General features: G+C 68.9%; 25 protein-coding genes and 1 pseudogene. 10 read left to right on the top strand and 16 right to left on the bottom strand.

Translation table 11 applies throughout. From position 1 onward, the window contains the following. Window positions 1-8: 8 nt before the first annotated feature. The 3 genes from dapF to ACJH6I_RS00780 are packed head-to-tail and all read right to left on the bottom strand — an operon-like array spanning window position 9 to window position 2,510. Window positions 9-899, bottom strand: a complete 891-nt coding sequence (gene dapF, locus ACJH6I_RS00790) for a diaminopimelate epimerase (RefSeq protein ID WP_406783586.1) — start codon at window positions 897-899, stop codon at window positions 9-11. Between the two features lie 4 nt (window positions 900-903). Next, entirely contained in the window at window positions 904-1,818 is a 915-nt protein-coding gene (gene miaA, locus ACJH6I_RS00785) for a tRNA (adenosine(37)-N6)-dimethylallyltransferase MiaA (protein WP_406783585.1), read from the bottom strand. Further along, window positions 1,815-2,510, bottom strand: coding sequence for a hypothetical protein (locus tag ACJH6I_RS00780; RefSeq protein WP_406783584.1), 696 nt, complete (start codon window positions 2,508-2,510; stop codon window positions 1,815-1,817). Before ACJH6I_RS00780 ends, miaA begins: the two co-directional genes overlap by 4 nt. 141 nt (window positions 2,511-2,651) lie before the next feature. Between ACJH6I_RS00780 and ACJH6I_RS00775 the strand changes: the two genes are divergently transcribed. Then, window positions 2,652-3,980: a DUF349 domain-containing protein gene (locus ACJH6I_RS00775; protein WP_406783583.1), complete on the top strand. Its 1,329-nt coding sequence runs from the start codon at window positions 2,652-2,654 to the stop codon at window positions 3,978-3,980. Window positions 3,981-3,995: 15 nt separating this feature from the next. Here ACJH6I_RS00775 and ACJH6I_RS00770 read toward each other — a convergent pair whose 3' ends face one another. Together ACJH6I_RS00770 and miaB are read right to left on the bottom strand one after the other, a co-directional pair. Beyond that, window positions 3,996-4,604, bottom strand: coding sequence for a hypothetical protein (locus tag ACJH6I_RS00770; protein WP_406783582.1), 609 nt, complete (start codon window positions 4,602-4,604; stop codon window positions 3,996-3,998). After that, window positions 4,592-6,142 carry a tRNA (N6-isopentenyl adenosine(37)-C2)-methylthiotransferase MiaB gene (gene miaB, locus ACJH6I_RS00765; RefSeq protein WP_406783703.1) on the bottom strand — a complete coding sequence of 517 codons (1,551 nt, stop codon included), beginning with the start codon at window positions 6,140-6,142 and terminating at the stop codon, window positions 4,592-4,594. Before miaB ends, ACJH6I_RS00770 begins: the two co-directional genes overlap by 13 nt. Window positions 6,143-6,305: 163 nt before the next feature. Between miaB and ACJH6I_RS00760 the strand changes: the two genes are divergently transcribed. The 4 genes and pseudogenes from ACJH6I_RS00760 to ACJH6I_RS00745 all read left to right on the top strand — a co-directional run bounded on the left by ACJH6I_RS00760 (window position 6,306) and on the right by ACJH6I_RS00745 (window position 9,515). Then, on the top strand, window positions 6,306-7,034 hold the full coding sequence (locus ACJH6I_RS00760) for an amino acid ABC transporter ATP-binding protein (RefSeq protein ID WP_165605466.1): 729 nt from the start codon (window positions 6,306-6,308) through the stop codon (window positions 7,032-7,034). Window positions 7,035-7,099: 65 nt separating this feature from the next. Then, window positions 7,100-7,858 (top strand): annotated as a pseudogene (locus ACJH6I_RS00755) (glutamate ABC transporter substrate-binding protein); the annotation flags it as partial. Between the two features lie 39 nt (window positions 7,859-7,897). Next, window positions 7,898-8,572, top strand: a complete 675-nt coding sequence (locus tag ACJH6I_RS00750) for an amino acid ABC transporter permease (RefSeq protein ID WP_237162797.1) — start codon at window positions 7,898-7,900, stop codon at window positions 8,570-8,572. A gap of 61 nt (window positions 8,573-8,633) precedes the next feature. Continuing rightward, on the top strand, window positions 8,634-9,515 hold the full coding sequence (locus ACJH6I_RS00745; protein WP_064857493.1) for an amino acid ABC transporter permease: 882 nt from the start codon (window positions 8,634-8,636) through the stop codon (window positions 9,513-9,515). On the opposite strand, the gene ACJH6I_RS00740 is transcribed toward ACJH6I_RS00745, so the two are convergent. Further along, on the bottom strand, window positions 9,482-10,102 hold the full coding sequence (locus tag ACJH6I_RS00740) for a TetR/AcrR family transcriptional regulator (RefSeq protein WP_133426066.1): 621 nt from the start codon (window positions 10,100-10,102) through the stop codon (window positions 9,482-9,484). The two genes, ACJH6I_RS00745 and ACJH6I_RS00740, sit on opposite strands and share 34 nt — an antisense overlap. Window positions 10,103-10,221: 119 nt before the next feature. On the opposite strand from ACJH6I_RS00740, the gene ACJH6I_RS00735 reads away from it, so the two are divergent. Both ACJH6I_RS00735 and ACJH6I_RS00730 read left to right on the top strand, forming a co-directional pair. Next, window positions 10,222-10,977 carry a 3-oxoacyl-ACP reductase family protein gene (locus ACJH6I_RS00735; protein ID WP_061006857.1) on the top strand — a complete coding sequence of 252 codons (756 nt, stop codon included), beginning with the start codon at window positions 10,222-10,224 and terminating at the stop codon, window positions 10,975-10,977. A gap of 102 nt (window positions 10,978-11,079) precedes the next feature. Continuing rightward, window positions 11,080-12,009 (top strand): hypothetical protein, encoded by a 930-nt coding sequence (locus ACJH6I_RS00730; RefSeq protein ID WP_406783581.1) that lies wholly within the window; start codon window positions 11,080-11,082, stop codon window positions 12,007-12,009. Here the strand turns inward: ACJH6I_RS00730 and recX are convergent. From recX to ACJH6I_RS00705, 5 genes are all read right to left on the bottom strand, one after another. Next, window positions 12,006-12,539 carry a recombination regulator RecX gene (gene recX, locus ACJH6I_RS00725; protein ID WP_406783580.1) on the bottom strand — a complete coding sequence of 178 codons (534 nt, stop codon included), beginning with the start codon at window positions 12,537-12,539 and terminating at the stop codon, window positions 12,006-12,008. The two genes, ACJH6I_RS00730 and recX, sit on opposite strands and share 4 nt — an antisense overlap. Further along, a complete protein-coding gene (gene recA, locus ACJH6I_RS00720; RefSeq protein WP_020101876.1) occupies window positions 12,508-13,560 on the bottom strand; it encodes a recombinase RecA in 1,053 nt (350 codons plus the stop codon). The genes recX and recA overlap by 32 nt, the downstream gene beginning before the upstream one ends. Window positions 13,561-13,745: 185 nt before the next feature. After that, window positions 13,746-14,540 (bottom strand): SDR family oxidoreductase, encoded by a 795-nt coding sequence (locus tag ACJH6I_RS00715; RefSeq protein ID WP_133426063.1) that lies wholly within the window; start codon window positions 14,538-14,540, stop codon window positions 13,746-13,748. Between the two features lie 126 nt (window positions 14,541-14,666). Continuing rightward, a complete protein-coding gene (locus tag ACJH6I_RS00710) occupies window positions 14,667-14,861 on the bottom strand; it encodes a DUF3046 domain-containing protein (RefSeq protein ID WP_061006854.1) in 195 nt (64 codons plus the stop codon). A gap of 9 nt (window positions 14,862-14,870) precedes the next feature. Beyond that, window positions 14,871-16,046 (bottom strand): glycosyltransferase, encoded by a 1,176-nt coding sequence (locus ACJH6I_RS00705; RefSeq protein WP_293021360.1) that lies wholly within the window; start codon window positions 16,044-16,046, stop codon window positions 14,871-14,873. Window positions 16,047-16,106: 60 nt separating this feature from the next. On the opposite strand from ACJH6I_RS00705, the gene ACJH6I_RS00700 reads away from it, so the two are divergent. Together ACJH6I_RS00700 and ACJH6I_RS00695 are read left to right on the top strand one after the other, a co-directional pair. After that, window positions 16,107-16,544: a limonene-1,2-epoxide hydrolase family protein gene (locus tag ACJH6I_RS00700; protein ID WP_061006862.1), complete on the top strand. Its 438-nt coding sequence runs from the start codon at window positions 16,107-16,109 to the stop codon at window positions 16,542-16,544. 21 nt (window positions 16,545-16,565) lie between these two features. Further along, a complete protein-coding gene (locus ACJH6I_RS00695; protein ID WP_061006852.1) occupies window positions 16,566-17,006 on the top strand; it encodes a DUF5313 domain-containing protein in 441 nt (146 codons plus the stop codon). 6 nt (window positions 17,007-17,012) lie between these two features. On the opposite strand, the gene pspM is transcribed toward ACJH6I_RS00695, so the two are convergent. The 4 genes from pspM to pgsA all read right to left on the bottom strand — a co-directional run bounded on the left by pspM (window position 17,013) and on the right by pgsA (window position 19,892). Continuing rightward, window positions 17,013-17,837: a phage shock envelope stress response protein PspM gene (gene pspM / locus ACJH6I_RS00690; protein WP_293021358.1), complete on the bottom strand. Its 825-nt coding sequence runs from the start codon at window positions 17,835-17,837 to the stop codon at window positions 17,013-17,015. A gap of 24 nt (window positions 17,838-17,861) precedes the next feature. Beyond that, window positions 17,862-18,671, bottom strand: a complete 810-nt coding sequence (pspA, locus tag ACJH6I_RS00685; RefSeq protein ID WP_061006850.1) for a phage shock protein PspA — start codon at window positions 18,669-18,671, stop codon at window positions 17,862-17,864. Window positions 18,672-18,852: 181 nt separating this feature from the next. After that, entirely contained in the window at window positions 18,853-19,176 is a 324-nt protein-coding gene (gene clgR / locus ACJH6I_RS00680; protein WP_406783579.1) for a transcriptional regulator ClgR, read from the bottom strand. A 131-nt stretch (window positions 19,177-19,307) separates the two neighbouring features. Continuing rightward, on the bottom strand, window positions 19,308-19,892 hold the full coding sequence (gene pgsA, locus ACJH6I_RS00675) for a CDP-diacylglycerol--glycerol-3-phosphate 3-phosphatidyltransferase (protein ID WP_406783578.1): 585 nt from the start codon (window positions 19,890-19,892) through the stop codon (window positions 19,308-19,310). Window positions 19,893-19,947: 55 nt separating this feature from the next. On the opposite strand from pgsA, the gene ACJH6I_RS00670 reads away from it, so the two are divergent. After that, the gene (locus tag ACJH6I_RS00670) at window positions 19,948-20,469 is read left to right on the top strand and encodes an amino-acid N-acetyltransferase (protein WP_064859451.1); all 522 of its coding nucleotides are present in this window, start codon (window positions 19,948-19,950) and stop codon (window positions 20,467-20,469) included. Here the strand turns inward: ACJH6I_RS00670 and ACJH6I_RS00665 are convergent, their stop codons facing one another. Beyond that, window positions 20,470-20,988, bottom strand: coding sequence for a DUF4282 domain-containing protein (locus ACJH6I_RS00665; protein ID WP_064859450.1), 519 nt, complete (start codon window positions 20,986-20,988; stop codon window positions 20,470-20,472). It abuts the gene before it with no gap. Between the last annotated feature and the right edge of the window lie 6 nt (window positions 20,989-20,994).

Raw genomic sequence — 20,994 nt, 5'->3', positions numbered from 1 at the left:
CCGCAAAGTCAGCGGGGCGCATCTGAATTTCCTTCGTTCTCGTGCCACCATTCGGCGGCGAGTTCACCGTGCGCCAGCAGCACCGACGGCCCGCGCAGGAAACTGGTGTCCTCGGTGATGGTCACGCTGACCTCGCCGCCGGGGATCACCACCCGCAGGCTGCCGGTGTCGGCGCCGATGTGGTTCAGTGCTGCCAACGTGGCAGCGACGGTTCCGGTTCCGCAGGAGCGGGTTTCGCCGACGCCCCGCTCGTGCACCCGCATCGCGACGACCCCGTTGGCGGGCGCGGTCAGCACCTCGACATTGACGCCCTCGGGGAACTGGTCGGCGTCGAAGGACACCGGCGCCGCGATATCCAGCGCGGTGAGCCCGGCCATGTTCAGCGACGGGTCGACACAGGCCAGGTGCGGGTTGCCGACGTCCACCGCCAGGCCCGCGAAGGTGCGCCCGGCGATGACGGCCTTGCCGGGCCCGAACGAACGGGCCTTGCCCATCTCGACCGTCACCTCGGCGTTGACCGCGTCGGCGCCGTGCACGACCACCGGACGCGGCCCGGCCAGGGAACCGACCACGAATTCGTCGCGGTGCTCGAGCCCGGACGCGCGCAGGTAGTGCGCGAAGACCCGGACACCGTTGCCGCACATCTGGGCGATGGAGCCGTCGGCGTTGCGGTAGTCCATGTACCAGTCGTCGGCGGCGACGCCGTCAGGAAGGTCGTCGAACACGCCTGCGTTGTGCGCGGCGCCGGCCTTGGTGACGCGCAGCAGGCCGTCGGCCCCGAGTCCGCGGCGCCGGTCGCACAGCGCAGCGATGACCGCGGGGGTCAGGTTCAGTTCGGCGTCGACATCGGGCAGCACCACGAAGTCGTTCTGGGTGCCGTGCCCTTTCGAAAACCGCACAGCTTCAGGATACGTGGCGCCACCGTCGGATGGTCTCGGCCGCGTTCCCCTCCGCGTCGCCGGCCAGCCACGTGATGCGGTGATCGCGCCGGAACCAGGACCGCTGCCGGCGCACGTAGCGCCGCGTGCCGATGAAGGTGCGCTCCTGCGCCTCGGTGATCGCGGCGTCGTCGCCACCGGCGTCCAGCGCGGTCAGCACCTGTGCGTAGCCCAGGGCACGGGCCGCCGTCACGCCGTCGCGCAGGCCGCGGGCGCGCAGCGCCAGCACCTCGTCGACCAGCCCGGTGGCGAACATCAGGTCGGTACGGCGCTGCAGGCGGTCGTCGAGAATCTCTGTGTCCCAGTCCAATCCGACGATGAGGGTGTCCCAGCGCGGCGCGCCGATCTGTGGCGCCGACGCCGCGAACGGCCGGCCGGTGAGTTCGACGACCTCCAGTGCCCGCACGATGCGCCGGCCATCGGTGTTCAGGATCGACGCGGCGGCCTCGGGATCGACCCGCGCCAGTTCGCCGTGCAGCGCCGTGACCCCGACCTCGGCCAGCCGGTCCTCCCACCGGGCCCGCACCGCGGGATCGGTCGCCGGGAACGACCATTCGTCGAGCAGCGCCTGGATGTACATCATCGACCCGCCGACGATCACCGGCACGGCGCCGCGGGCGGCGATGTCCTCGATGTCGGCCGCGGCGGCCGCCTGGTACTTCGCGACCGTCGCGTTGTCGGTGACCTCGAGGACGTCGAGCTGGTGGTGGACGATGCCGCGCCGCTCCGGCACCGTCAGCTTGGCGGTGCCGATGTCCATGCCGCGGTAGAGCTGCATGGCGTCGGCGTTCACGATCTCGCCGCCGAGCTGTTCGGCGAGGTCCAGTGCCAGGGCCGACTTGCCGGTTCCGGTGGGGCCGACGACCGCGATGGGCCTCACTGGGGGATCCAGGTGCCGACGAAGTAGCCGACGCCGTACGGGGCGCCGCGGTACAGCTCGGTCGCCTTGGGGTCCGGTCCGGCCAGCCCGGCCAGCACCTGGTAGGCGGCACGGCCGAGCGCGCCGGACAGGCCGGCGAGCGCGGACACGTCGCCGGTGGCGAGCGCGTCGTCCCACTGCGCTTGGCGCGCAACGGAATCGGGGTCGAAGCCGCCGGGCGCCGCCGCGGTCAGGGTGTTCGCGCCGTCGGCGACCACGAGCACACCGACGGGCTCGGCGGCCGCGTCCAGCTCGGCGCGCAGCGCGCGGCCCCGCTCGAGTGCCGCCTCCGGCGCCAGGTCGTCGGCGAAGACCCGCACGTCGACCGTCGCCCCCGCGTTCACACTCCCCCGCAGCCAGCCCGCGATCAGCGCGCACAACGGCAGCGGCCGCGCCGCACCCGACGGGCCCGGCGTGAACGCGACCCGGACGTCGGCGCCGTAACCGGCGAAGGTGCCGACCGCGTCGGCGGGCACCCGGTCATCCTGCGCACCGACACCGACCGCCACCCAGCGCGACGGCAGGTCCTGCGCCGCACACCGCACCGCGGCCGTCAGATCGGCCAGTTCGACAGCGGCGCCGGACGCCAGCTCAGGCACCAGAATGGGGGCCGACGGGACGATCGCGATATGTGTCAGGCCGGCGCTACGCACGCGTCCACGCTAACGAGTCCGGCAAACGCCTGCGCAGACGGCGGGTCGACCTGTTTGAATAGCGTGCGAGTAACAGATGACGGCGCCGCGTCGCGCGGCAGAAGCGTGGGTCACCCCACGCGCGGGCATGAGGAGCACGAGATGACCACCACCGAACCCGGCAACACCCCGAAACCGACTCCTCGGCCCGGTCCGCCGCGCCCCGGTCCCAAACCGAGCGCCGTCCCCCACCATCCCCCGGCCCCGCCGGTGGCCGCCCCGCCGACGTGCGATCCGCACCGCTTCGGCCGCGTCGACGACGACGGCACGGTGTGGCTGATCACCGCCGCCGGCGAGCGCAAGATCGCGTCGTGGCAGGCGGGCGACGCCGAGGCCGCATACGCCCACTTCGGCCGCCGGTACGACGATCTGAGCACCGAGGTGGCACTGCTGGAGCACCGGCTCGGCAGCGGCAGTGGCGATGCCCGCAAGATCAAGTCGGCCGCCGCGACGCTGCTGGAATCGCTGCCCGAGGCCTCGGTACTGGGTGACGTCGATGCCCTGACCGCCCGGCTGACCACCATCGTCGAGCAGGCCGGCGCCAGCGCGCAGGAGGAGCGGGCCAAGCGCGACGAGCACCGCGCCGCCCAGACCGCCCGCAAGGAAGCCCTGGCCGCCGGGGCCGAGGAGATCGGCGCCAACTCCACGCAGTGGAAGGCCAGCGGCGACCGGCTGCGCGCGATCCTCGACGAGTGGCGCACCATCACCGGTCTGGACCGCAAGGTCGACGACGCGCTGTGGAAGCGCTACTCGGCGGCCCGCGAGGCGTTCAACCGGCGCCGGGGCTCGCACTTCGCCGAGCTCGATCGCGAGCGGGTCGGCGTGCGGCAGGCCAAGGAGGCGCTGTGTGAGCGCGCCGAGGCGCTGTCGGGCTCCACGGACTGGGGCGCCACCGCCGCGACGTTCCGCGATCTGCTGACGCAGTGGAAGGCCGCGGGCCGCGCCGCCAAGGATGTCGACGACGCGCTGTGGAAGCGGTTCAAGGCTGCCCAGGACACGTTCTTCAGCGCCCGTAACGCGGTCAACGCCGAGAAGGACGCCGAGTTCAACGCGAACGCCGACGCCAAGGCCGAGCTGCTGGCCGAGGCCGAGAAGATCGACATCAGCGATGTCGACGCCGCGCGTGCGGCGTTCCGCGCCATCGGCGACAAGTGGGACGCCATCGGCAAGGCCTCGCGCGACCGCACCGCGGAGCTGGAGCGCCGGCTGCGGGCCGTCGAGAAGAAGATCCGCGACGCCGCGCAGAGCGGGTGGAGCGACCCGGAGGCGCAGGCCCGGGCCGATCAGTTCCGCGAGCGGGCCGAGCAGTTCGAGCGTCAGGCCGAGAAGGCCGAGGCCGCGGGCAAGGCGAAGGATGCCGAGAAGGCGCGGGCCAGTGCGGCGCAGTGGCGTGAGTGGGCCGACGCCGCGTCAGCGGCAATCAAGAAGTAGCGGCGGACGCCGCGATCAAGAAGTAGGGCTGTCCGGTCCGTCGAGCAGCCCGCGCTTCTGCTGCTCGGCGGTCGACTCGCGGCGCTGTGCCTCGGCAGCCAGCTGCACCGCGGTGCGTGACCACACCACGCGGGCCCAGTGGAACGTCAGCAGGATGACGGCGATCCAGGCCAGGTAGAGCCCGAATCCGGGGCCCGGGTACGGCTTGACGACAGTGTTGCGCGACCAGATGGCGAGCATGCCGAGGAAGCACGACACGGCGGAGCCGGCCAGCGCGATCCAGGCCAGGCCCCAGCGGCGGGTCAGCAGCGCCAGCATCGAGAAGCCGACGCTGAACACCAGGATCAGCCACACGAACACCCGCGACGGCAGCAGGATCTTCGCGTCGAGCGCGACCTGGTCGCCGAGCAGCACGTCGAAGCCCTTGACCGCGCCGGTGTGCGGCAGCACGAACGACAGCAGGATCACGAAGACGCAGATCGCCACGACCATGGCGCGGCCGCCCGGGTCGATCTCCCGGGCGATGCGCTGCTCCGCGGCATCGATGTCGCCCTTGAATTCCTCGAATTCGCCGTTCGAGCCGCCGGTCGGCTGTTCGGGCTTGGTGTCGTTCATCGTGAACATCCCTGCTCTACGGGCGTGACGGGCGGCGCGCCGATCTGCGGCATGCCCAGGCCTACGCCGGTGGTGGGTTTACGGCCCGCGGCGTGCGCGTCGCCCGCGCGGGTGCGGCGGTGGCTGATGATCGGCGTGTCGGCGATCAGGTGGTGCGGCGCCGCACCGGTGACGGTCGTGGTGACGATGTCGCCCGGACGGATGTCGGCGTCACCCGGGGCGAAGTGCACCAGGCGGCCGTCACGCGCGCGGCCCGACATCCTCTCGGTGGCCGAATCCTTGCGGCCTTCGCCGGTGGCCACCAGCAGCTCGACCTCGCGGCCGACCTGGGCCAGGTTCTCCTCCCACGAGATGCGCTCCTGCAGCTCGATGAGCCGCATATAGCGTTCGGAGACAACCTCTTTGGGGAGCTGGTCGGGTAGCTCGGCGGCCGGGGTGCCGGGCCGCTTGGAGTACTGGAAGGTGAACGCGCTGGAGAACCGGGCGCGTTCGACGACGTCGAGCGTGGCCTGGAAGTCCTCTTCGGTCTCCCCCGGGAACCCGACGATGATGTCGGTGGTGATGGCCGCGTGCGGGATCGCGGCGCGCACCCGCTCGATGATGCCGAGGTACTTCTCGGCCCGGTAGGAGCGGCGCATCGCCTTGAGGATGCGATCCGATCCCGACTGCAGCGGCATGTGCAGCGTCGGGCAGACGTTCGGGATGGCCGCCATGGCTTCGATGACGTCGTCGGTGAACTCGGCAGGGTGCGGGGAGGTGAACCGGACGCGTTCCAGCCCTTCGATGTCGCCGCAGGCACGCAGCAGTTTGGCGAAGGCACCGCGGTCGCGTTCGATGTCGGTCCAGGCGTCCGGGTTCTCCCGGAGGCGCTCATCCGAGGAGAAAGAGACGCCGTACGCGTTGACGTTCTGGCCCAGCAGCGTGATCTCCAGGACGCCCTGGTCCACCAGCGACTGCACCTCGGCGAGGATGTCGCCGGGACGCCGGTCGACCTCTTTGCCGCGCAGCGACGGCACGATGCAGAACGTGCAGGTGTTGTTGCAGCCGACCGAAATGGAAACCCAAGCAGCGTAAGAAGATTCGCGGGTAGCCGGCAATGCCGAGGGGAATTCCTGGAGGGCCTCGACGATCTCGACCTGGGCTTCGCGGTTGTGGCGGGCGCGTTCGAGCAGCACCGGCAGCGAGCCGATGTTGTGCGTGCCGAACACCACGTCGACCCACGGCGCCTTGCTGAGCACCGTGTCGCGGTCCTTCTGCGCCAGGCAACCGCCGACGGCGATCTGCATGTTGGGGTCGGTCTGCTTGCGCGGCGCCAGGTGGCTGATGTTGCCGTAAAGCTTGTTGTCGGCGTTCTCGCGGACCGCGCAGGTGTTGAAGACCACCACGTCGGCGTCGTCGCCGTCCTCGGCGCGCCGGTATCCGGCGTCTTCGAGCAGGCCGGCGAGCCGCTCGGAATCGTGGACGTTCATTTGACACCCGTAGGTGCGGACCTGGTAGGTGCGCCCCGCGCCGGAACCCGTAGCGGACTCCGCGGCGTCAGCTTCCACGTCCGGAGTCGCTGTCGAAATCACGTGCCAATCGTACGGGCGGCGCGTTTTATACCAAATTTGTCGACGGGCTTCCGGGTTTCTGTGAGTGATCCGCGCGCCGTCGCTTACCTGGGTAGTGTCTGTGCGCATGGTCACCGGCGAGCCGTCACCTGCCACCCCGATGATCTCGGTCAAGGGGGTCAACAAGCACTTCGGCGCACTGCATGTGCTGAAGGACATCAATCTCGAAGTCCCGCGCGGACAGGTGGTCGTGCTGCTCGGGCCGTCAGGGTCGGGCAAGTCGACGTTGTGTCGCACCATCAACCGGCTGGAGACCATCGACTCCGGATCGATCCACATCGACGGTGAGCTCCTGCCCGAGGAGGGCCGCAAGCTGGCCACGCTCCGTTCCGAGGTGGGCATGGTGTTCCAGTCGTTCAACCTGTTCGCGCACAAGACAATTCTCGAGAACGTCACCCTCGCGCCCATGAAGGTGCGGCGCAAGAACAAGGACGAGGCCCGCAAGAAGGGGCTGGAACTGCTGGAGCGGGTCGGGGTCGCCAACCAGGCCGACAAGTACCCGGCACAGCTGTCGGGTGGTCAGCAGCAGCGCGTCGCGATCGCCCGGTCCCTCGCCATGGGCCCGAAGGTCATGCTGTTCGACGAGCCCACCAGCGCGCTGGACCCCGAGATGGTCAACGAGGTGCTGTCGGTGATGACGTCGCTGGCGACCGAGGGCATGACCATGATCGTGGTGACGCACGAGATGGGCTTCGCCCGCCGCGCGTCCAACCGGGTGGTGTTCATGGCCGACGGCACCATCGTCGAGGACGCCGAGCCCGACGAGTTCTTCACCGCGCCGAAGTCGAACCGGGCCCGGGACTTCCTGGGCAAAATCCTGGACCACTGATCGTGGAACGATCGATTGGGCAGAAGTTGGTGAGGCGCACACTCCGCTGCCTGGCCGCGGTCACCGTGCTGATCGTGGCGCTGCTGTCGCTGAGCGCCTGCGGCGCGAACAGCAAGAAGATCACCATCGGCACCAAGTTCGACCAGCCCGGTCTGGCCGCGAAGAAGCCGGACGGCACGCTGGCCGGCTTCGACATCGACGTCGCGAAGTATGTCGCAGGCCAGCTCGGCTACAAACCCGACGACATCGAGTGGAAAGAAGCGCCGTCGGGTCAGCGCGAGAACCTGATCCAGAACCACCAGGTCGACTTCATCGTCGCCACCTACTCGATCACCGACGCCCGCAAGCAGAAGGTGTCGTTCGCCGGGCCGTATCTGGTCACCGGCCAGAGCCTGCTGGTGCGCGCCGACAACAACGAGATCACCAGCGTCGAGTCGCTGCAGAACCACAAGAAGCTGTGCTCGGTGTCGGGTTCCACACCGGCGCAACGCATCAAGGACAAGTACCCGGGTGTGCAGCTGCAGCAGTACGACACCTACTCGGCGTGCCTGGAGGCCGTGAAGACCGGCGCCATCGACGCGCTCAGCACCGACGAGGTGATCCTGGCCGGCTACGCGGCCCAGACCCCGGGCGCGTTCAAACTGATCGGCAAGCCGTTCTCGGTGGAGAAGTACGGCATCGGATTGCTCAAGGGCGACAAGGAATTACGCCAGAAGATCAACGACGCCATCGAGAAGATGCAGAAGTCCGGCGAGTGGCAGGCCGCGTTCGACCGCAATCTGGGTCCGGCCGGGCTGTCGGCGCCGCCGCCTCCCCCGCTGGACACCAACATCAACGCAGCGGGTGGCGCGAAGCGCGTCGACCTGTGGGGCACGTACGGCGGGAAGATCCTCAAAGCGTTCTGGACGACCATCCAGCTGACGCTGCTCGCCGCGGCCGGGGCACTGATCCTGGGCACCGTGCTGGCGGCGATGCGGCTGTCACCGGTGCCAGTGCTGCGCTGGCTGGGCACGGCCTATGTCAACGTGGTCCGCAATACGCCGCTGACACTGATCATCCTGTTCTGCTCGTTCGGTATCGGGAACACCCTGCGGATCACCCTCGTCGACCCGCATTCACCGACGGCCGTGGTGGACAGCAACTTTCGGCTCGCGGCGCTCGGGCTGACGGTCTACACCGCCTCGTTCGTGTGCGAGACGTTGCGGTCGGGCGTCAACACCGTGCCGTTGGGCCAGGCCGAGGCCGCGCGCTCGCTGGGCCTGAGCTTCGGCCAGAACCTGCGGCTGATCCTGCTGCCGCAGGCTTTTCGCGCGGTGATCAACCCGCTCGGCTCGGTGCTGATCGCCCTGGTGAAGAACACCACGATCGCCTCGGCCATCGGCGTGGCCGAGGCGGCGCTGCTGATGAAGGAGATGATCGAGAACACCGCGGCGCTGCTGGCGGTCGGCTCGATCTTCGCCGCCGGCTTCGTGGTCCTGACGTTGCCGTTGGGGTTGTTGTTCGGTTGGTTGGGTAAGCGATACGCGGTGGTGCGGTGATGAGCGCTTGCGCGAAGAACAGAGGACACCGATTGAGCGCTTGCGCGAAGGGCGGGCACTGATGAGTGAAGCTTCCGTCCTCTATGACGCCCCGGGTCCGCGGGCGCAGCGGCGCAACCTGTTGTTCGCCGCCGTCATCGTCGCGGTGATCATCGCGATGGCCGGCTGGGTGTTGTGGCAGTTCGAGTCCAAAGGCCAACTGACCGAAGCCAAGTGGCATCCGTTCCTGACCGCCAACCTGTGGACGACGTACGTGCTGCCGGGCGTGGCGGGGACGTTGACGGCGGCCGCGGTGTCGATCGTGCTGGCGCTGGTGCTGGGTCTGGCGTTGGGCATGGGTCGGTTGTCGGATGCCCGTGCGCTGCGGTGGGTCTGCTCGGTGTTCGTCGAGTTCTTCCGCGCCGTCCCGGTCCTGATCATGATGTTGTTCGCGTACTTCCTGTACGCGCTGTACGACGTCTTCCCGTCGCGGCAGCTGGCACTCGCCGGCGTGATCACGGGCCTGACGCTGTACAACGGCGCGGTGATCGCGGAGATCGTGCGGGCCGGCGTCTACGCGCTGCCCCGGGGACAACGCGAGGCCGCCGTCGCACTGGGCCTGCGGCCCGGCCAGACGCTGCGGCTGATCCTGCTCCCCCAGGCCGTGACATCGATGCTGCCGGTGCTGGTTTCCCAGATGGTGGTGGTGCTCAAGGACACCGCTATCGGCTACCAGATCACTTTTGTCGAGATGGTTCGCCAGGGCACGAACATCGGTTCGGCGTACAGCAATTACATCCCGGCACTCTTGGTGATCGCGGCGCTCATGATCAGCCTCAACTTCGCGCTGTCCGCATTGGCGACCCGCCTCGAAGCCCGGCTACGACAGTCGCGGCGTGCGCCCGAGCCGCTACCGGTGAACACCGGCGTTCAGGAGGACACGCCAGGTACCCCGGCGGCGTGACGCGGTTCCGGCCAGGCGCGCAGCGCCTGATCGGCGACCGCGTGCAGTTCGTCGCGCTCGACACCGCCGTTGGCCTGGACCGCCAGTCCCTGGCACACCGCCCCGATCCAGCGCGCCAGCAGCTGCGGGTCCGCTCCGGGTAGTTCACCGACCAGCTGCGCGGCCCGGAATCGTTCGGCCAGCTCGGCAATTCCGTTCTCCCGCAGCCCGGCCAGCTCGGCGTGCAGCGCGGTGGCCTCGTCGCCGGCGGCAAGGGCGCTCTGTACCAACAGGCAGCCGCGCGGATCCGCTGTCCCGGACGACGCGTCGACAGCGCCGTGCACGGTGGCGTAGGCGCTCTCCCACGCGGTCGGCAGAGCGAGTGCGCGTTCCGCGTAGCCACCGGGTCCCGCCTGGTAGCGCCGCACGGCGGCGCGGAAAAGGTCTGCCTTGGAACCGAATTCGGCATAGAGGCTGCGGCGGTTGATGCCGGTCGCCGTGGTGAGGTCACTGATGGACACCCCGTCGTAGCCGCGTGCCCAGAACAGCCGCATCGCGGTGTCGAGAACCCGCTCGGGGTCGAATTCGCGGGGCCTGCCGATCGCCATCAAACCTCCCGGTGTGATCTGGGCCACAATTCGGAATGAAGCCCTGCTCTGGCAGCTTGTGCTGAGCGTACTTAGTAACCGATTGGTTCGGAAGAATCATCCCACGACTTGGAGAGCTCATGAGCACCACTTCAGACGCCCCACTCGCAGGCCGGCGCGCACTGGTCACCGGCGGCTCCCGCGGCATCGGCGCCGCGACCGTGCGCCGGCTCGCCGCCGACGGCGCAGCGGTCGCGTTCACGTACCAGTCGTCGCCCGACGCCGCGCAGGACCTGGTCGACGAACTCGAAGCGAGCGGCGCGAAAGTGGCCGCCATCAAGGCCGACAGTGCGGACGCGCTGGCTGTCGCCGCAGCGGTGGACGAAGCGGTCGAGCGTCTCGGCGGCCTGGACATCCTGGTCAACAACGCCGGCGTCGCGCAGGGCGCACCGATCGAGTCGTTCCCGCTGGAGGACTTCGACCGGATGCTGGACATCAATGTGAAGGCGGTGTTCGCCGCGATCCAGCGCGCCGTGCCGCACCTGGGCGCCGGCGGCCGGATCATCACCATCGGCAGCGTGAACGCCGACCGGGTGCCCACCGCCGGATTCTCGGTGTACGCACTGACCAAGGCCGCGGTCGCCGGCCTGACCCGCGGCCTGGTACGTGAGCTCGGCCCGCGCGGCATCACCATCAACACCATCCAGCCGGGTCCCGTCGCCACCGACATGAACCCCGACACCGGCGACTTCGCCGACGAGCTCCGCCCCCTCATCGCGACCGGCCAGTACGGGCAGCCGCGCGACATCGCCAGCGCCGTCGCCTACCTGGCTCATCCCGAATCCGGATTCATCACGGGCGTCACCTGGAACATCGACGGCGGCTTCGTGATCTGACACGAATTACCGCGGCAATCCGCGGGGTTCACCTTCCCGGTGAACCCCGCGGGCATGCACGTCGTGTCCCTGATTGAGGTTCACTCGATCCCGGGAGGCGTCATGAGTGTTGCGATTCGTGCGTTCACAGCAGTTCCGGCCCCAACCCAAACCGTCGCAGCGCTGTGCACCGCGTGTTTGGTGCTGACCGCGGCGCCACCGCCAGGGCGGACCACCGCCCCGGCAGTGCCCGTCATCACCGAGCCGAGCATCGCGCTGACGGCGCAGCCGCTGCCGCTGCCACTCGATCTGCTCAATCAGCAGGTGGTGTTCAACGTCGGGCTGTTCGTCGATTGGGTCACCACGGGCGCTGCCCTGGTCCAGCGCCAGACACAGATACCCGGGGATTTCGTGGCGGCCATCGGCAGTGGCACACCACCAGCCACCGCCGCCGCACAGGCCGTGAGCGCGTTCGTCGACATCGAGTTCGAAGCCGGACGCGATCTCATCGGGTTCGCCCAGGACATCGCGGTGTTCCAACTCCAGTTCAGGGCCACCACCCTGTCCGCATTCCCACCGTTCAACTCGGGACCCGGTCAGCAATTCGTCGTCGACACCACCGCATTCGGCCTCAACATCACCCAGCAGATGGCGGACTTCGCACGAGCGGTGATCACGTCCGTGGAGAAGTTCACCCACAACGTGTTGCACACCCCGGTGCCGCTCACCACCGCCGCCAAACCGGCGGCGGCGGTCGACATCCCGACTCCGCCGAAGACTCTGGTCTCGCCGAATACACCCGCGACGCAACAGGATTCGATCGCCTCGACGTTCAGTCCGAAACCGCCCAAACTTCCGGCGCCGCCGAAGAAGCCCCGGCTCGACGCGACAACCAACGGCGTCGATCACCCGCCGGCCGGCCAGTTCACGCCGCCCAAGTTGCCCGCACCCAAGTTCTCGGCGCCGAAGTTCTCCGCACCGAAGTTCTCGGTGCCGAAGCTGTCCCTGCCCAAGGTCAAGCACCCGCAACCCAAGGGCCCGGCCAAGGACTAGACGGCGCGGCGCTGACGTTCCTGCGTGAGCTGGGTGTTGACGACATCGAAGGCCATACCCTGGCTGTAGCCGCGGCGCGCCAGCATCGCGACCAGGCGCCGGGTCACCTTCATCTCGTCGTCGAGGCTCTCCCGCCGCAGCTTGGCGGCGACCAGTTCCTCGGCGCGCACCCGCCACTCACCCGCGTCGACGCTGTCGAGCGTCTCGGCGATCACATCGGCATCGATGCCTTTGGTGCGCAACTCGGAAGCCAAGGCCCGCTTGCCTTTTCCCGCGTTGGTGCGACGTTCACGCACCCATTGCTCGGCGAAGGCCGCATCGTCGACGAGGCCGACCTCGGTGAGCCGGTCCAGCACCCGGGCACTGACATCCTCGGCGAAGCCGCGCTTGGTCAGTTGGGCTTCGAGTTCGGCCCGGCTGCGCGCCCGGGTGGTGAGCAGACGCAGGCACACGTCCCGCGCCTGCTCCTCACGCCACTGCGGCTCAGCCGGCTCAGTCTCAGAAGTCGACCGGGGCGGGAAGGACGTCATCAGCCGCACCATCGGTCAGCACTGCACCGATACCGAGCTTCTCTTTGATCTTCTTCTCGATCTCGTTGGCGGCATCCACGTTCTGCAGCAGGTAGTTGCGGGCGTTCTCCTTGCCCTGCCCCAGCTGCTCACCGTCGTAGGTGAACCACGAACCCGACTTGCGGATGAAGCCGTGCTCGACACCCATGTCGATGAGCGAGCCCTCGCGCGAGATGCCGCGACCGTAGAGGATGTCGAACTCGGCCTGCTTGAACGGCGGCGCCACCTTGTTTTTGACGATCTTGACGCGGGTGCGGTTACCGACCGCGTCGGTGCCGTCCTTGAGCGTCTCGATGCGGCGCACGTCCATACGCACCGAGGCGTAGAACTTCAAAGCCTTACCACCCGTGGTGGTTTCGGGCGAACCGAACATGACGCCGATCTTCTCGCGCAGCTGGTTGATGAAGATGGCGGTGGTGCCGGAGTTGTTCAGCGCACCGGTCATCTTGCGCAGCGCCTGGCTCATCAGGCGGGCCTGCAGACCGACGTGGCTGTCGCCCATCTCGCCCTCGATCTCGGCGCGCGGCACCAGGGCGGCGACCGAGTCGATGACCAGGATGTCGATGGCGCCCGAACGCACCAGCATGTCGGCGATCTCCAGGGCCTGCTCACCGGTGTCGGGCTGGGACACCAGCAGCGCGTCGGTGTCGACACCGAGCTTCTTGGCGTACTCGGGATCCAGCGCGTGCTCGGCGTCGATGAACGCCGCGATGCCGCCGGCGGCCTGGGCGTTGGCCACCGCGTGCAGGGCCACCGTGGTCTTACCCGAGGATTCCGGGCCGTAGATCTCGATGACGCGGCCGCGCGGCAGGCCGCCGATGCCGAGGGCGACATCCAGGGCGATGGATCCGGTCGGGATGACCGAAATCGGTTGGCGGGTCTCTTCTCCCAGCCGCATCACCGAGCCCTTGCCGAAGCTCTTGTCGATCTGTGCCAGCGCGAGCTCGAGTGCCTTCTCGCGATCCGGGGCCTGTGCTGCCATGGTGGTCTCCGTCCTCGTGGGTGTCCGTTGATCGGGTTTCCGATCGGTTGGCCGTGACGCTAGATGAGGCCACCGACAAGTTTTTCGAACTGCCACCACAGTAGCGAACAGATGTTCGACTTCAAGCAGACACGCCGATCGTGCGAATCAATGACCGACGAACCGGGCAGGCCCCGTACACCGACTCACAACGAACGCTGGCGCCGCAGGCCCAACGCCCGCATCAGCGCCAGGGCGCGCAGTCCCGCGGCCGGCGCCACATCGGTGCCACGGGCGATCACGCCGCGCCAGCGCGGCACCACGCGGAAGACCTGATGCGAGTCCATCAGTTCCAGGGCCGCCCGCGCGATGTCTTCCGCGGCCAGCGGCTTGGGTCCCGAGAACAGCAGGGCCGCACCGGGATCGTGGGCCCGGGTGGTCACCATCGCGGTGTTCACCACATCGGGGCACAGCGCCCGGGCCCGGATCGGCAGGCCGGCGGTCTGCAACTCACCTTGCAGCGAGGTCGTGTACGACAGCACCGCAGCCTTGCTCGCGGCGTACACCGCCAGGCCGGGTACCGGTGTCAGCGCCGAGATCGACGCGATGTTGAGGATGACGCCACCGCCCGCACCCATGGCGCCGACCGCGGCCATGCAGCCCGCCATCATGCCGCGGACGTTGACATCGAGGGTCTGCACCACATGCTCGGCGGGCTGCTCCCAGGAGTTACCCGCGTGCAGCACACCGGCATTGTTGACCCACACCGCAAGACGGCCCTGCTCCGAGGCGAGCGCGGCCACCGCCTGGTGGCCCGCGACGTCACGCACGTCCTGGGCCACGCCCCACGCGCCGCGCCCGACGGTCTCGGCCGCACGCTGCGCGGCGTCCCCGTCGACGTCGGTGATGAGCACCCGGTGCCCGGCCACGGCAAGGGCTTTCGCGATGGCGAGGCCGATACCCCGCCCGGCTCCGGTGACTACGGCAACGGTGACGCTCATCGGTCCGACATCGTCCTTCCATCGTGAGGTTCACGAACGACGCTATGGGGCAGGCTCGGCGAACACCATGTCGTCGGCCGACAAACACCGAAGCGCGAACAGTGCGGAAAGACTAAAAGCCGACGGTCACCACTGATCGCGCGGGACGTCGAAGTCCGCGCACAGGGCCCGCCAGACATCGCGGGGTTCGACGCCGGCTTCGATCGCCTGGGCCGGGGTTCGGCCACCGAGAACGGCAAGCACGTGGTCCTTCACCAAGGCGGCACCGCGCGCCGCACCGAACTGCTCTTCGATCAGCAGGGTGAATTCGGTCAGTCGCACCGCACCAACCTACTCAGCGCTGCCGCCGAGCGCCGCGCGGCACACGGCCACCGGGTCGGCGACGCCCGCGCCGCTCAGTCCCGCACGCCGGGCCGCGTCCCGGTACGACGGTGTCGCCAGCACACGGCCGACGGTCGCCGTCAGGGCTTCGGCCGTCAACGGCCGGATCAGCTCACCACTGCCCTGCCGCACAATGCGATTGGCGATCTCCCACTGGTCGCCGCCACCGGGCACCACCACCAGCGGCACCCCGGCCAGCAGCGTCTTGGACACGATCCCGTGGCCACTGCCGCAGACCATGACGTCGGCCTGCTTGAGCAGTTCGTCCTGCCGCCCGAGCCCGACCGCGGCCCACGGCGGCACCGGGGCGTCGGGGCCACGCAGCCGGGAGACGACGACGCGGGCGCCGTCGGGCAGCGTCCGGCCCGGGATCAGCGTCTGCAGTGCCATGTCGTCCAGGCCCTGCATGCCCGTCGTCGCGGTCGACGGCGCGACCACCACGACCGGCCCCGAACCGGACGGCACGTCCAGCACCGCCGTTGTCGGCTCGAAGTGCAACGGCCCCACCACGACGGCTTCGGCCGGCCAGTCCGGCCGCGGCACCTCCAGCCCGGGCAGGGTCGCGATCAGCCGCCGCGCCGGCCCGGGATCGCTTGCGGGCAAGCCGATTCCGACGCGTGCCGCGGACCGCTGCCGGTTCCCCTGACGCACCGAACGCGCCGTGAGGAACCGCAGCGTCGCGTCCCGCAGCCGGCCGCGCACGCCGACACCCGGCGCCAGGCCGCTGCCCAGAGGCGGCAGGCCCTTCGAGGGCAGGTACAGCGGGTGCGGGGTCAGCTCGACCCACGGCAGGCCCATCAGCTCGGCCACCATGCCACCGCAGGCCGTGATGACGTCGGACACGATGAGGTCGGGCGCCAGCTCCCGCAGCACCGACAGGTTGAGCATCGCCATCCGGGCCGCACGCTCATGAATCTTGGCGCCCGAATCGAGGTCGTCGTCACCGTCCTCGGGGTCCAGCCCGAGCAGTTCCCGCGCGTCGATACCCGCGTCCCGCGCCGTGTCGAGCCATTGCCGGCCGGTGAACAGCACCGGATGGTCGCCGGCCGCCCGGAACCGCAGACACAGCGCGATGGCCGGAAAGGCATGGCCGGGATCCGGCCCGGCAACCACGGCGACACGCATCGGGTCACCCTGTCACACCGGCCCCTGTGCGCCGGCGGGCAGGCGCATTACGGTGGCCGTATGACACAGAGCACACCGGCATTGACCCAGACCAACGCCGAGATCGTCGAATCCTTCCTGTACGCGCTGCAGGCCGAGGACATGGACACCGCCGACCGCCTGCTCGACGACAACCTCGTCTACGAGAACGTCGGGCTGCCCACCATCCACGGCCGCAGCCGCGCGATGAAGCTGTTCCGCCCCATGAAGAAGAGCCCCGTCAGTTTCGAGGTGAAGTTCCACCGCATCGTCGGCGAGGGCACCACGGTGCTCAACGAGCGCACCGACGCGCTCGTCATCGGGCCCGTCCGCCTGCAGTTCTGGGTCTGCGGGGTCTTCGAGGTGCACAACGGCAAGATCACGCTGTGGCGCGACTACTTCGACATGTTCGACATGGCCAAGGCCACGGTGCGCGGCCTCATCGGCGCCGTCATCCCGGGCCTGCGTCCGACCATGTAGCCAGCGGTAAAATCGGCCACCATGGCCAATGAGAATCGCCCGAAGCCCAACGCCTGGCAGTACATCAAGTACAGCTACGGCGGCCGGCTGCCCGACTCGATGCGGGCGTGGGTGACCGAGGATCTCATCGGCAAGGGCGCGACACTGCGGATCGTCATCCGGATGTTCGTCCCGGCGTTCCTGATTTTGATCCCGATCTGGTTCCTGCCCGAGCTGCTCGGCATCACGGGCGGCTCGGACATGGTCATCCGCCTCAGCGCGACGGTGCCGATCCTGATTCCGGTGATCTACTTCTCGCACGCCCTGAACAAGATCTGGCGCCGCCACATGCTCGTCAAGCACGGCATCGACCCGAAACTCCTCGAAGATTCGTTGCGGCAGAAGAACGCCCACATCCACGCGGCCTACGAAGAGCGGTACGGTCGCCGGTCCGACGACGGCACTGGCAGCACCACGATCTAGCGGCCGTCAGGCCTGCCGCAACCGTCCGAGTTCGTCGAAGGCCTGCGCCCAGGCACTGAGCCGGTCGGTGGCGGCGACCAGTTCGCTGCGGTAGCGCTGCTCGGACATCGACCGCGCCGAGCCCGCACCGCTGTTCGCCGCTGACACCAATTGCGCTGCCGCCGTGGCGATGTCGCTGTACTGCCGCACGCCGGCGTCTAGCTGGGCGGTGTAGGCCTGGATGGTCGGGGCCAGATGCGCCCGCGACTGCGGCACCGAGCCGGCCGCGCGTTCCATCGCGACGACTTCCCCGGCAGTACCGGCCAGTGCCGCGGCCGACACATTGGCCGCCGCGGTCACCTCGGCGATCTCCGCGGCGGGCAGCAACTGGCCGCGCTGGATGACGCTCAGCAGGGAGTACAGGCCGCGTTCGGCCGCGGCCAGGGTCTCCATGGGTCGCCGCGCCGCCGAGCCTCTCGGCGGCAGCGACCGTGACGTCCGGGCCGGCGGCAGCGGCTCGCCGCGCAGCCAGCGGTACCGCAGGAAGCACAGGGTGGCCAGGAAGGCGGCGCCGCCGGCGATGGGGCCGGTGATGATCAGCACCCAGAACGGGGTGCTCCAGGCCGCCAGCAGCGCCGTCAGCCCGATCCAGAAGGCGGCAGCGCCGGCGAACAGCCAGCCCAGCCGCAGCGCCCAGCGCCGCTTGCGCAGCAGCCGGGCCCGGGGGTCGGCGGCCGCGCCGAGGCGCCGGGCCACCAGGTCGGACAATTCGGCAGCGGTGTCGATGCCGCGTTGCAGGACCGCCTGCCAGCCCCGGGCCTCCCCGGGACGGCCAGCTGACTGGGCGTTCACCGCTGCCCCCTCACATCTCGAAAGTTACTGCGACAGCGGGTTTTCCGGAGCCGGGTTGGCTGCCGGAGCCGCGGGCGTGGCGGGCGCGGCGGCACCGCCGGACGGCAGGGAGTTGCCCTGCATCGAGGCACGGATCTGCTCGAGGCGCGAATGCCCGGCCATCTGCACGCTGGCCTGCTGGACCTCCATCATGCGGCCCTGAACGGAGTTCTGCGCCAGCTCGGCAGAGCCCATGGCGTTGGCGTAGCGACGCTCGATCTTGTCGCGCACCTCGTCGAGGCTGGGCGTGTTGCCCGGCGCGGCGATCTCGGTCATGGACCGCAGCGAAGCGCTGACCTGCTCCTGCATCTTCGCCTGCTCGAGCTGCGACAGCAGCTTGGTGCGCTCGGCGATCTTCTGCTGCAGCACCATGGCGTTCTGCTCGACGGCCTTCTTGGCCTGCGTCGCGGCCTGCAGCGACTGGTCGTGCAGCCCCTTGAGGTCCTCGACGCTCTGCTCGGCGGTCACCAGCTGGGCGGCGAAGGCCTCGGCAGCGTTGTTGTACTCGGTGGCCTTGGCGACGTCACCGGCCGCGGTGGCCTGGTCGGCCAGGGTCAGCGCCTGCCGCACGTTGGCCTGCAGCTTCTCGATGTCGGCGAGCTGACGGCTCAGGCGCATCTCCAGCTGGCGCTGGTTGCCGATGACCGAGGCGGCCTGCTGCGTCAGGGCCTGGTGCTGGCGCTGGGCCTCCTCGATCGCCTGCTGAATCTGCACTTTCGGGTCGGCGTACTCGTCGACCTTGGAGCTGAACAGCGCCATGAGGTACTTCCAGGCTTTGACAAAGGGATTGGCCATGAGATCGGTCCGCCTTCGTGTCGTTCGTTGATTCGGGATCGGTTGTCAGGTTGCCGGCCACACCGGTGGCAGCGCGTCTACAGCCAACCTAGTGGGTATGGACAGCCCGACGCAGCCCGCATGCAGGATTACGGCGCGGCGCGTGCCATCCGTGTCTTGCTGCGGGTCAGGCCCCGGCGACTCAGGCAACCGCCATGGCGAGATGCTGCGGGATGACGACCTTGGTGGCGACGTCGATGTTGGCCACCGTGCGGTCGGCCTCGGCGCGCTCGGTGTGCGGCATCTGCTCGGCGGCGTCGGCCAGCACCCGGGACAGCGGCACGTCCAGGGCGCCGCAGATGGCGCCCAACAGCTCGCTCGAGGGTTCCTTGCGGCCCCGCTCGACCTCGGACAGATAACCCAGGCTCACCCGAGCACCGTCGGACACCTCGCGCAGTGTGCGTCCCTGCCCGGTACGGGCCTGACGCAGCACGTCGCCGATGACCTCACGCAGTAATGTCGTCATCGCGTTTCCCCTTCGCCCTGAAGTAACAGCAGCCGTGCAGCCCGGCCGGACCACCCGTTTCTACACGGTCTTGTAGGCACCAACGCGGCGACGCACCGCTTTGGTTCCCGGGGGCACGAATCAGGGTCGAATCAGGTCCGGCGAAACGCCGAGACGGCGTAGTCGATGCCGGTCAGCACCGTCAGCACGACCGCGGCCCACATGAACACCCAGGCGGTGGTCAGCCACGGGGCGGGCCAGGCATGGAGGGGCAGGACGAACAGGCCGATGGCCACGGCCTGCACCAGCGTCTTGAGCTTGCCGCCGCGGCTGGCGGGGATGACGCCGCGCCGGATCACCGCGAAGCGCAACAGCGTCACCGCGAGCTCGCGGGCGAGGATCACGATGGTGATCCACCACGGCAGGTCGCCGAGCATCGAGAGCCCGATCAGCGCCGCGCCGATCAGGGCCTTGTCGGCGATGGGATCGGCCAGCTTGCCGAATTCGGTGACCATGTCGAAGCTGCGGGCGATCTCGCCGTCGAACCGGTCGGTGATGACGGCGGCCGCGAACACGACGAAAGCGGCGATGCGCCAACGCGTTTCGTGACCGTCGCCGGCAAACAGCGCAGCCAGGAAGACGGGCACCAGCACAATGCGCAGGCCGGTCAGCAGATTGGCGATGTTCGCCACGCCGGCGCGCGAGGCGCGCGGGTCGGTATCTGGCTGGCCTGTCATCGACACAGGATATCCGGTCACCTACCGGGCGATACGCAGCCGATACCCTCCACATGTGAGCGACGCACCGAAACCCGGCACCACAGGGCTGGTGGTTCGCCGCGCCCGGACCTCCGACGTACCGGGAATCAAGGCCCTCGTCGACATCTACGCGGGCAAGATCCTGCTCGAGAAGAACCTGGTCACCCTCTACGAGGCGGTCCAGGAATTCTGGGTGGCCGACCTGGACGGCGAGATCGTCGGCTGCGGCGCGTTGCACGTGCTGTGGGCCGACCTCGGCGAAGTGCGTACCGTCGCGGCCCATCCCAAGGTGCGCGGCATGGGCGTCGGGCACGCGGTGGTCGCCAAACTGCTGGACGTGGCCCGGGAACTACAGCTGCAGCGCGTCTTCGTGTTGACGTTCGAGACCGATTTCTTCAGCCGGCACGGCTTCCAGGAGATCGAGGGCACGCCCGTCACCGCCGAGGTCTACGAGGAGATGTGCCGCTCATACGACACCGGTGTGGCGGAGTTCCTGGACCTGTCCTACGTCAAGCCGAACACCCTGGGCAACACCCGGATGCTGGTCACGCTGTAGCTAATCGGCGCTGTCGGCCGCGGCGTTGCGGCGCGCGACGATCCGGTCCCGCATGTCCATGATCGCGGCCCGCCGACGGGACCGCCCGCCGCGGCCGAACGACGGCAGCGTCGGGATCACCTCGATCTTGTCCGACACCCCGATCATCAGCTCGGCGATCTCCAGCACCAGTTCGTTCAGCTCGTCGACCTGCTGGCCCATCGACATGAACGCGCTCAGCGACTCCAGGACCACGCGCGCCACCAGCACGATCGCGACGCAGGTGACCGGACCGGCGAGCACCAGCCAGAACACGCCGAGCCATGCGGACAACTCGAACGCCACCACGGCGCCGGCGAGATACAGAACCACCGCACCGGCGATGACCAGCCCGTACAACAGCGGAACCACATGCTGCGCCGTCGACTTCCGGAATCCGAAGTCGGTGAACGCCGTCAGCGCGGGCCAGCTGCGGCCACCGGATTCGACCTCGGCGTCGAGCTCCGATTCCGTTGCTGCGCTGCGCGAAATGTCAACCACGGCAAA

The organism is Mycobacterium sp. SMC-13 (assembly GCF_045311035.1).
In the GTDB taxonomy this organism is placed as follows: Bacteria; Actinomycetota; Actinomycetes; order Mycobacteriales; family Mycobacteriaceae; genus Mycobacterium.
This window is presented reverse-complemented; position numbering and strand designations above follow the sequence as displayed.

Excerpts from the sequence above, each read along its gene's own strand:
- ACJH6I_RS00775 (WP_406783583.1), top strand. The coding sequence starts at position 2,652 with ATGACCACCACCGAACCCGGCAACACCCCGAAACCGACTCCTCGGCCC.
- ACJH6I_RS00770 (WP_406783582.1), bottom strand. The coding sequence starts at position 4,604 with ATGTTCACGATGAACGACACCAAGCCCGAACAGCCGACCGGCGGCTCG.
- ACJH6I_RS00760 (WP_165605466.1), top strand. The coding sequence starts at position 6,306 with ATGATCTCGGTCAAGGGGGTCAACAAGCACTTCGGCGCACTGCATGTG.
- ACJH6I_RS00745 (WP_064857493.1), top strand. The coding sequence starts at position 8,634 with ATGAGTGAAGCTTCCGTCCTCTATGACGCCCCGGGTCCGCGGGCGCAG.
- ACJH6I_RS00740 (WP_133426066.1), bottom strand. The coding sequence starts at position 10,102 with ATGGCGATCGGCAGGCCCCGCGAATTCGACCCCGAGCGGGTTCTCGAC.
- ACJH6I_RS00735 (WP_061006857.1), top strand. The coding sequence starts at position 10,222 with ATGAGCACCACTTCAGACGCCCCACTCGCAGGCCGGCGCGCACTGGTC.
- ACJH6I_RS00730 (WP_406783581.1), top strand. The coding sequence starts at position 11,080 with ATGAGTGTTGCGATTCGTGCGTTCACAGCAGTTCCGGCCCCAACCCAA.
- recX (WP_406783580.1), bottom strand. The coding sequence starts at position 12,539 with ATGACGTCCTTCCCGCCCCGGTCGACTTCTGAGACTGAGCCGGCTGAG.
- recA (WP_020101876.1), bottom strand. The coding sequence starts at position 13,560 with ATGGCAGCACAGGCCCCGGATCGCGAGAAGGCACTCGAGCTCGCGCTG.
- ACJH6I_RS00715 (WP_133426063.1), bottom strand. The coding sequence starts at position 14,540 with ATGAGCGTCACCGTTGCCGTAGTCACCGGAGCCGGGCGGGGTATCGGC.
- ACJH6I_RS00705 (WP_293021360.1), bottom strand. The coding sequence starts at position 16,046 with ATGCGTGTCGCCGTGGTTGCCGGGCCGGATCCCGGCCATGCCTTTCCG.
- ACJH6I_RS00700 (WP_061006862.1), top strand. The coding sequence starts at position 16,107 with ATGACACAGAGCACACCGGCATTGACCCAGACCAACGCCGAGATCGTC.
- ACJH6I_RS00695 (WP_061006852.1), top strand. The coding sequence starts at position 16,566 with ATGGCCAATGAGAATCGCCCGAAGCCCAACGCCTGGCAGTACATCAAG.
- pspA (WP_061006850.1), bottom strand. The coding sequence starts at position 18,671 with ATGGCCAATCCCTTTGTCAAAGCCTGGAAGTACCTCATGGCGCTGTTC.
- clgR (WP_406783579.1), bottom strand. The coding sequence starts at position 19,176 with ATGACGACATTACTGCGTGAGGTCATCGGCGACGTGCTGCGTCAGGCC.
- pgsA (WP_406783578.1), bottom strand. The coding sequence starts at position 19,892 with ATGACAGGCCAGCCAGATACCGACCCGCGCGCCTCGCGCGCCGGCGTG.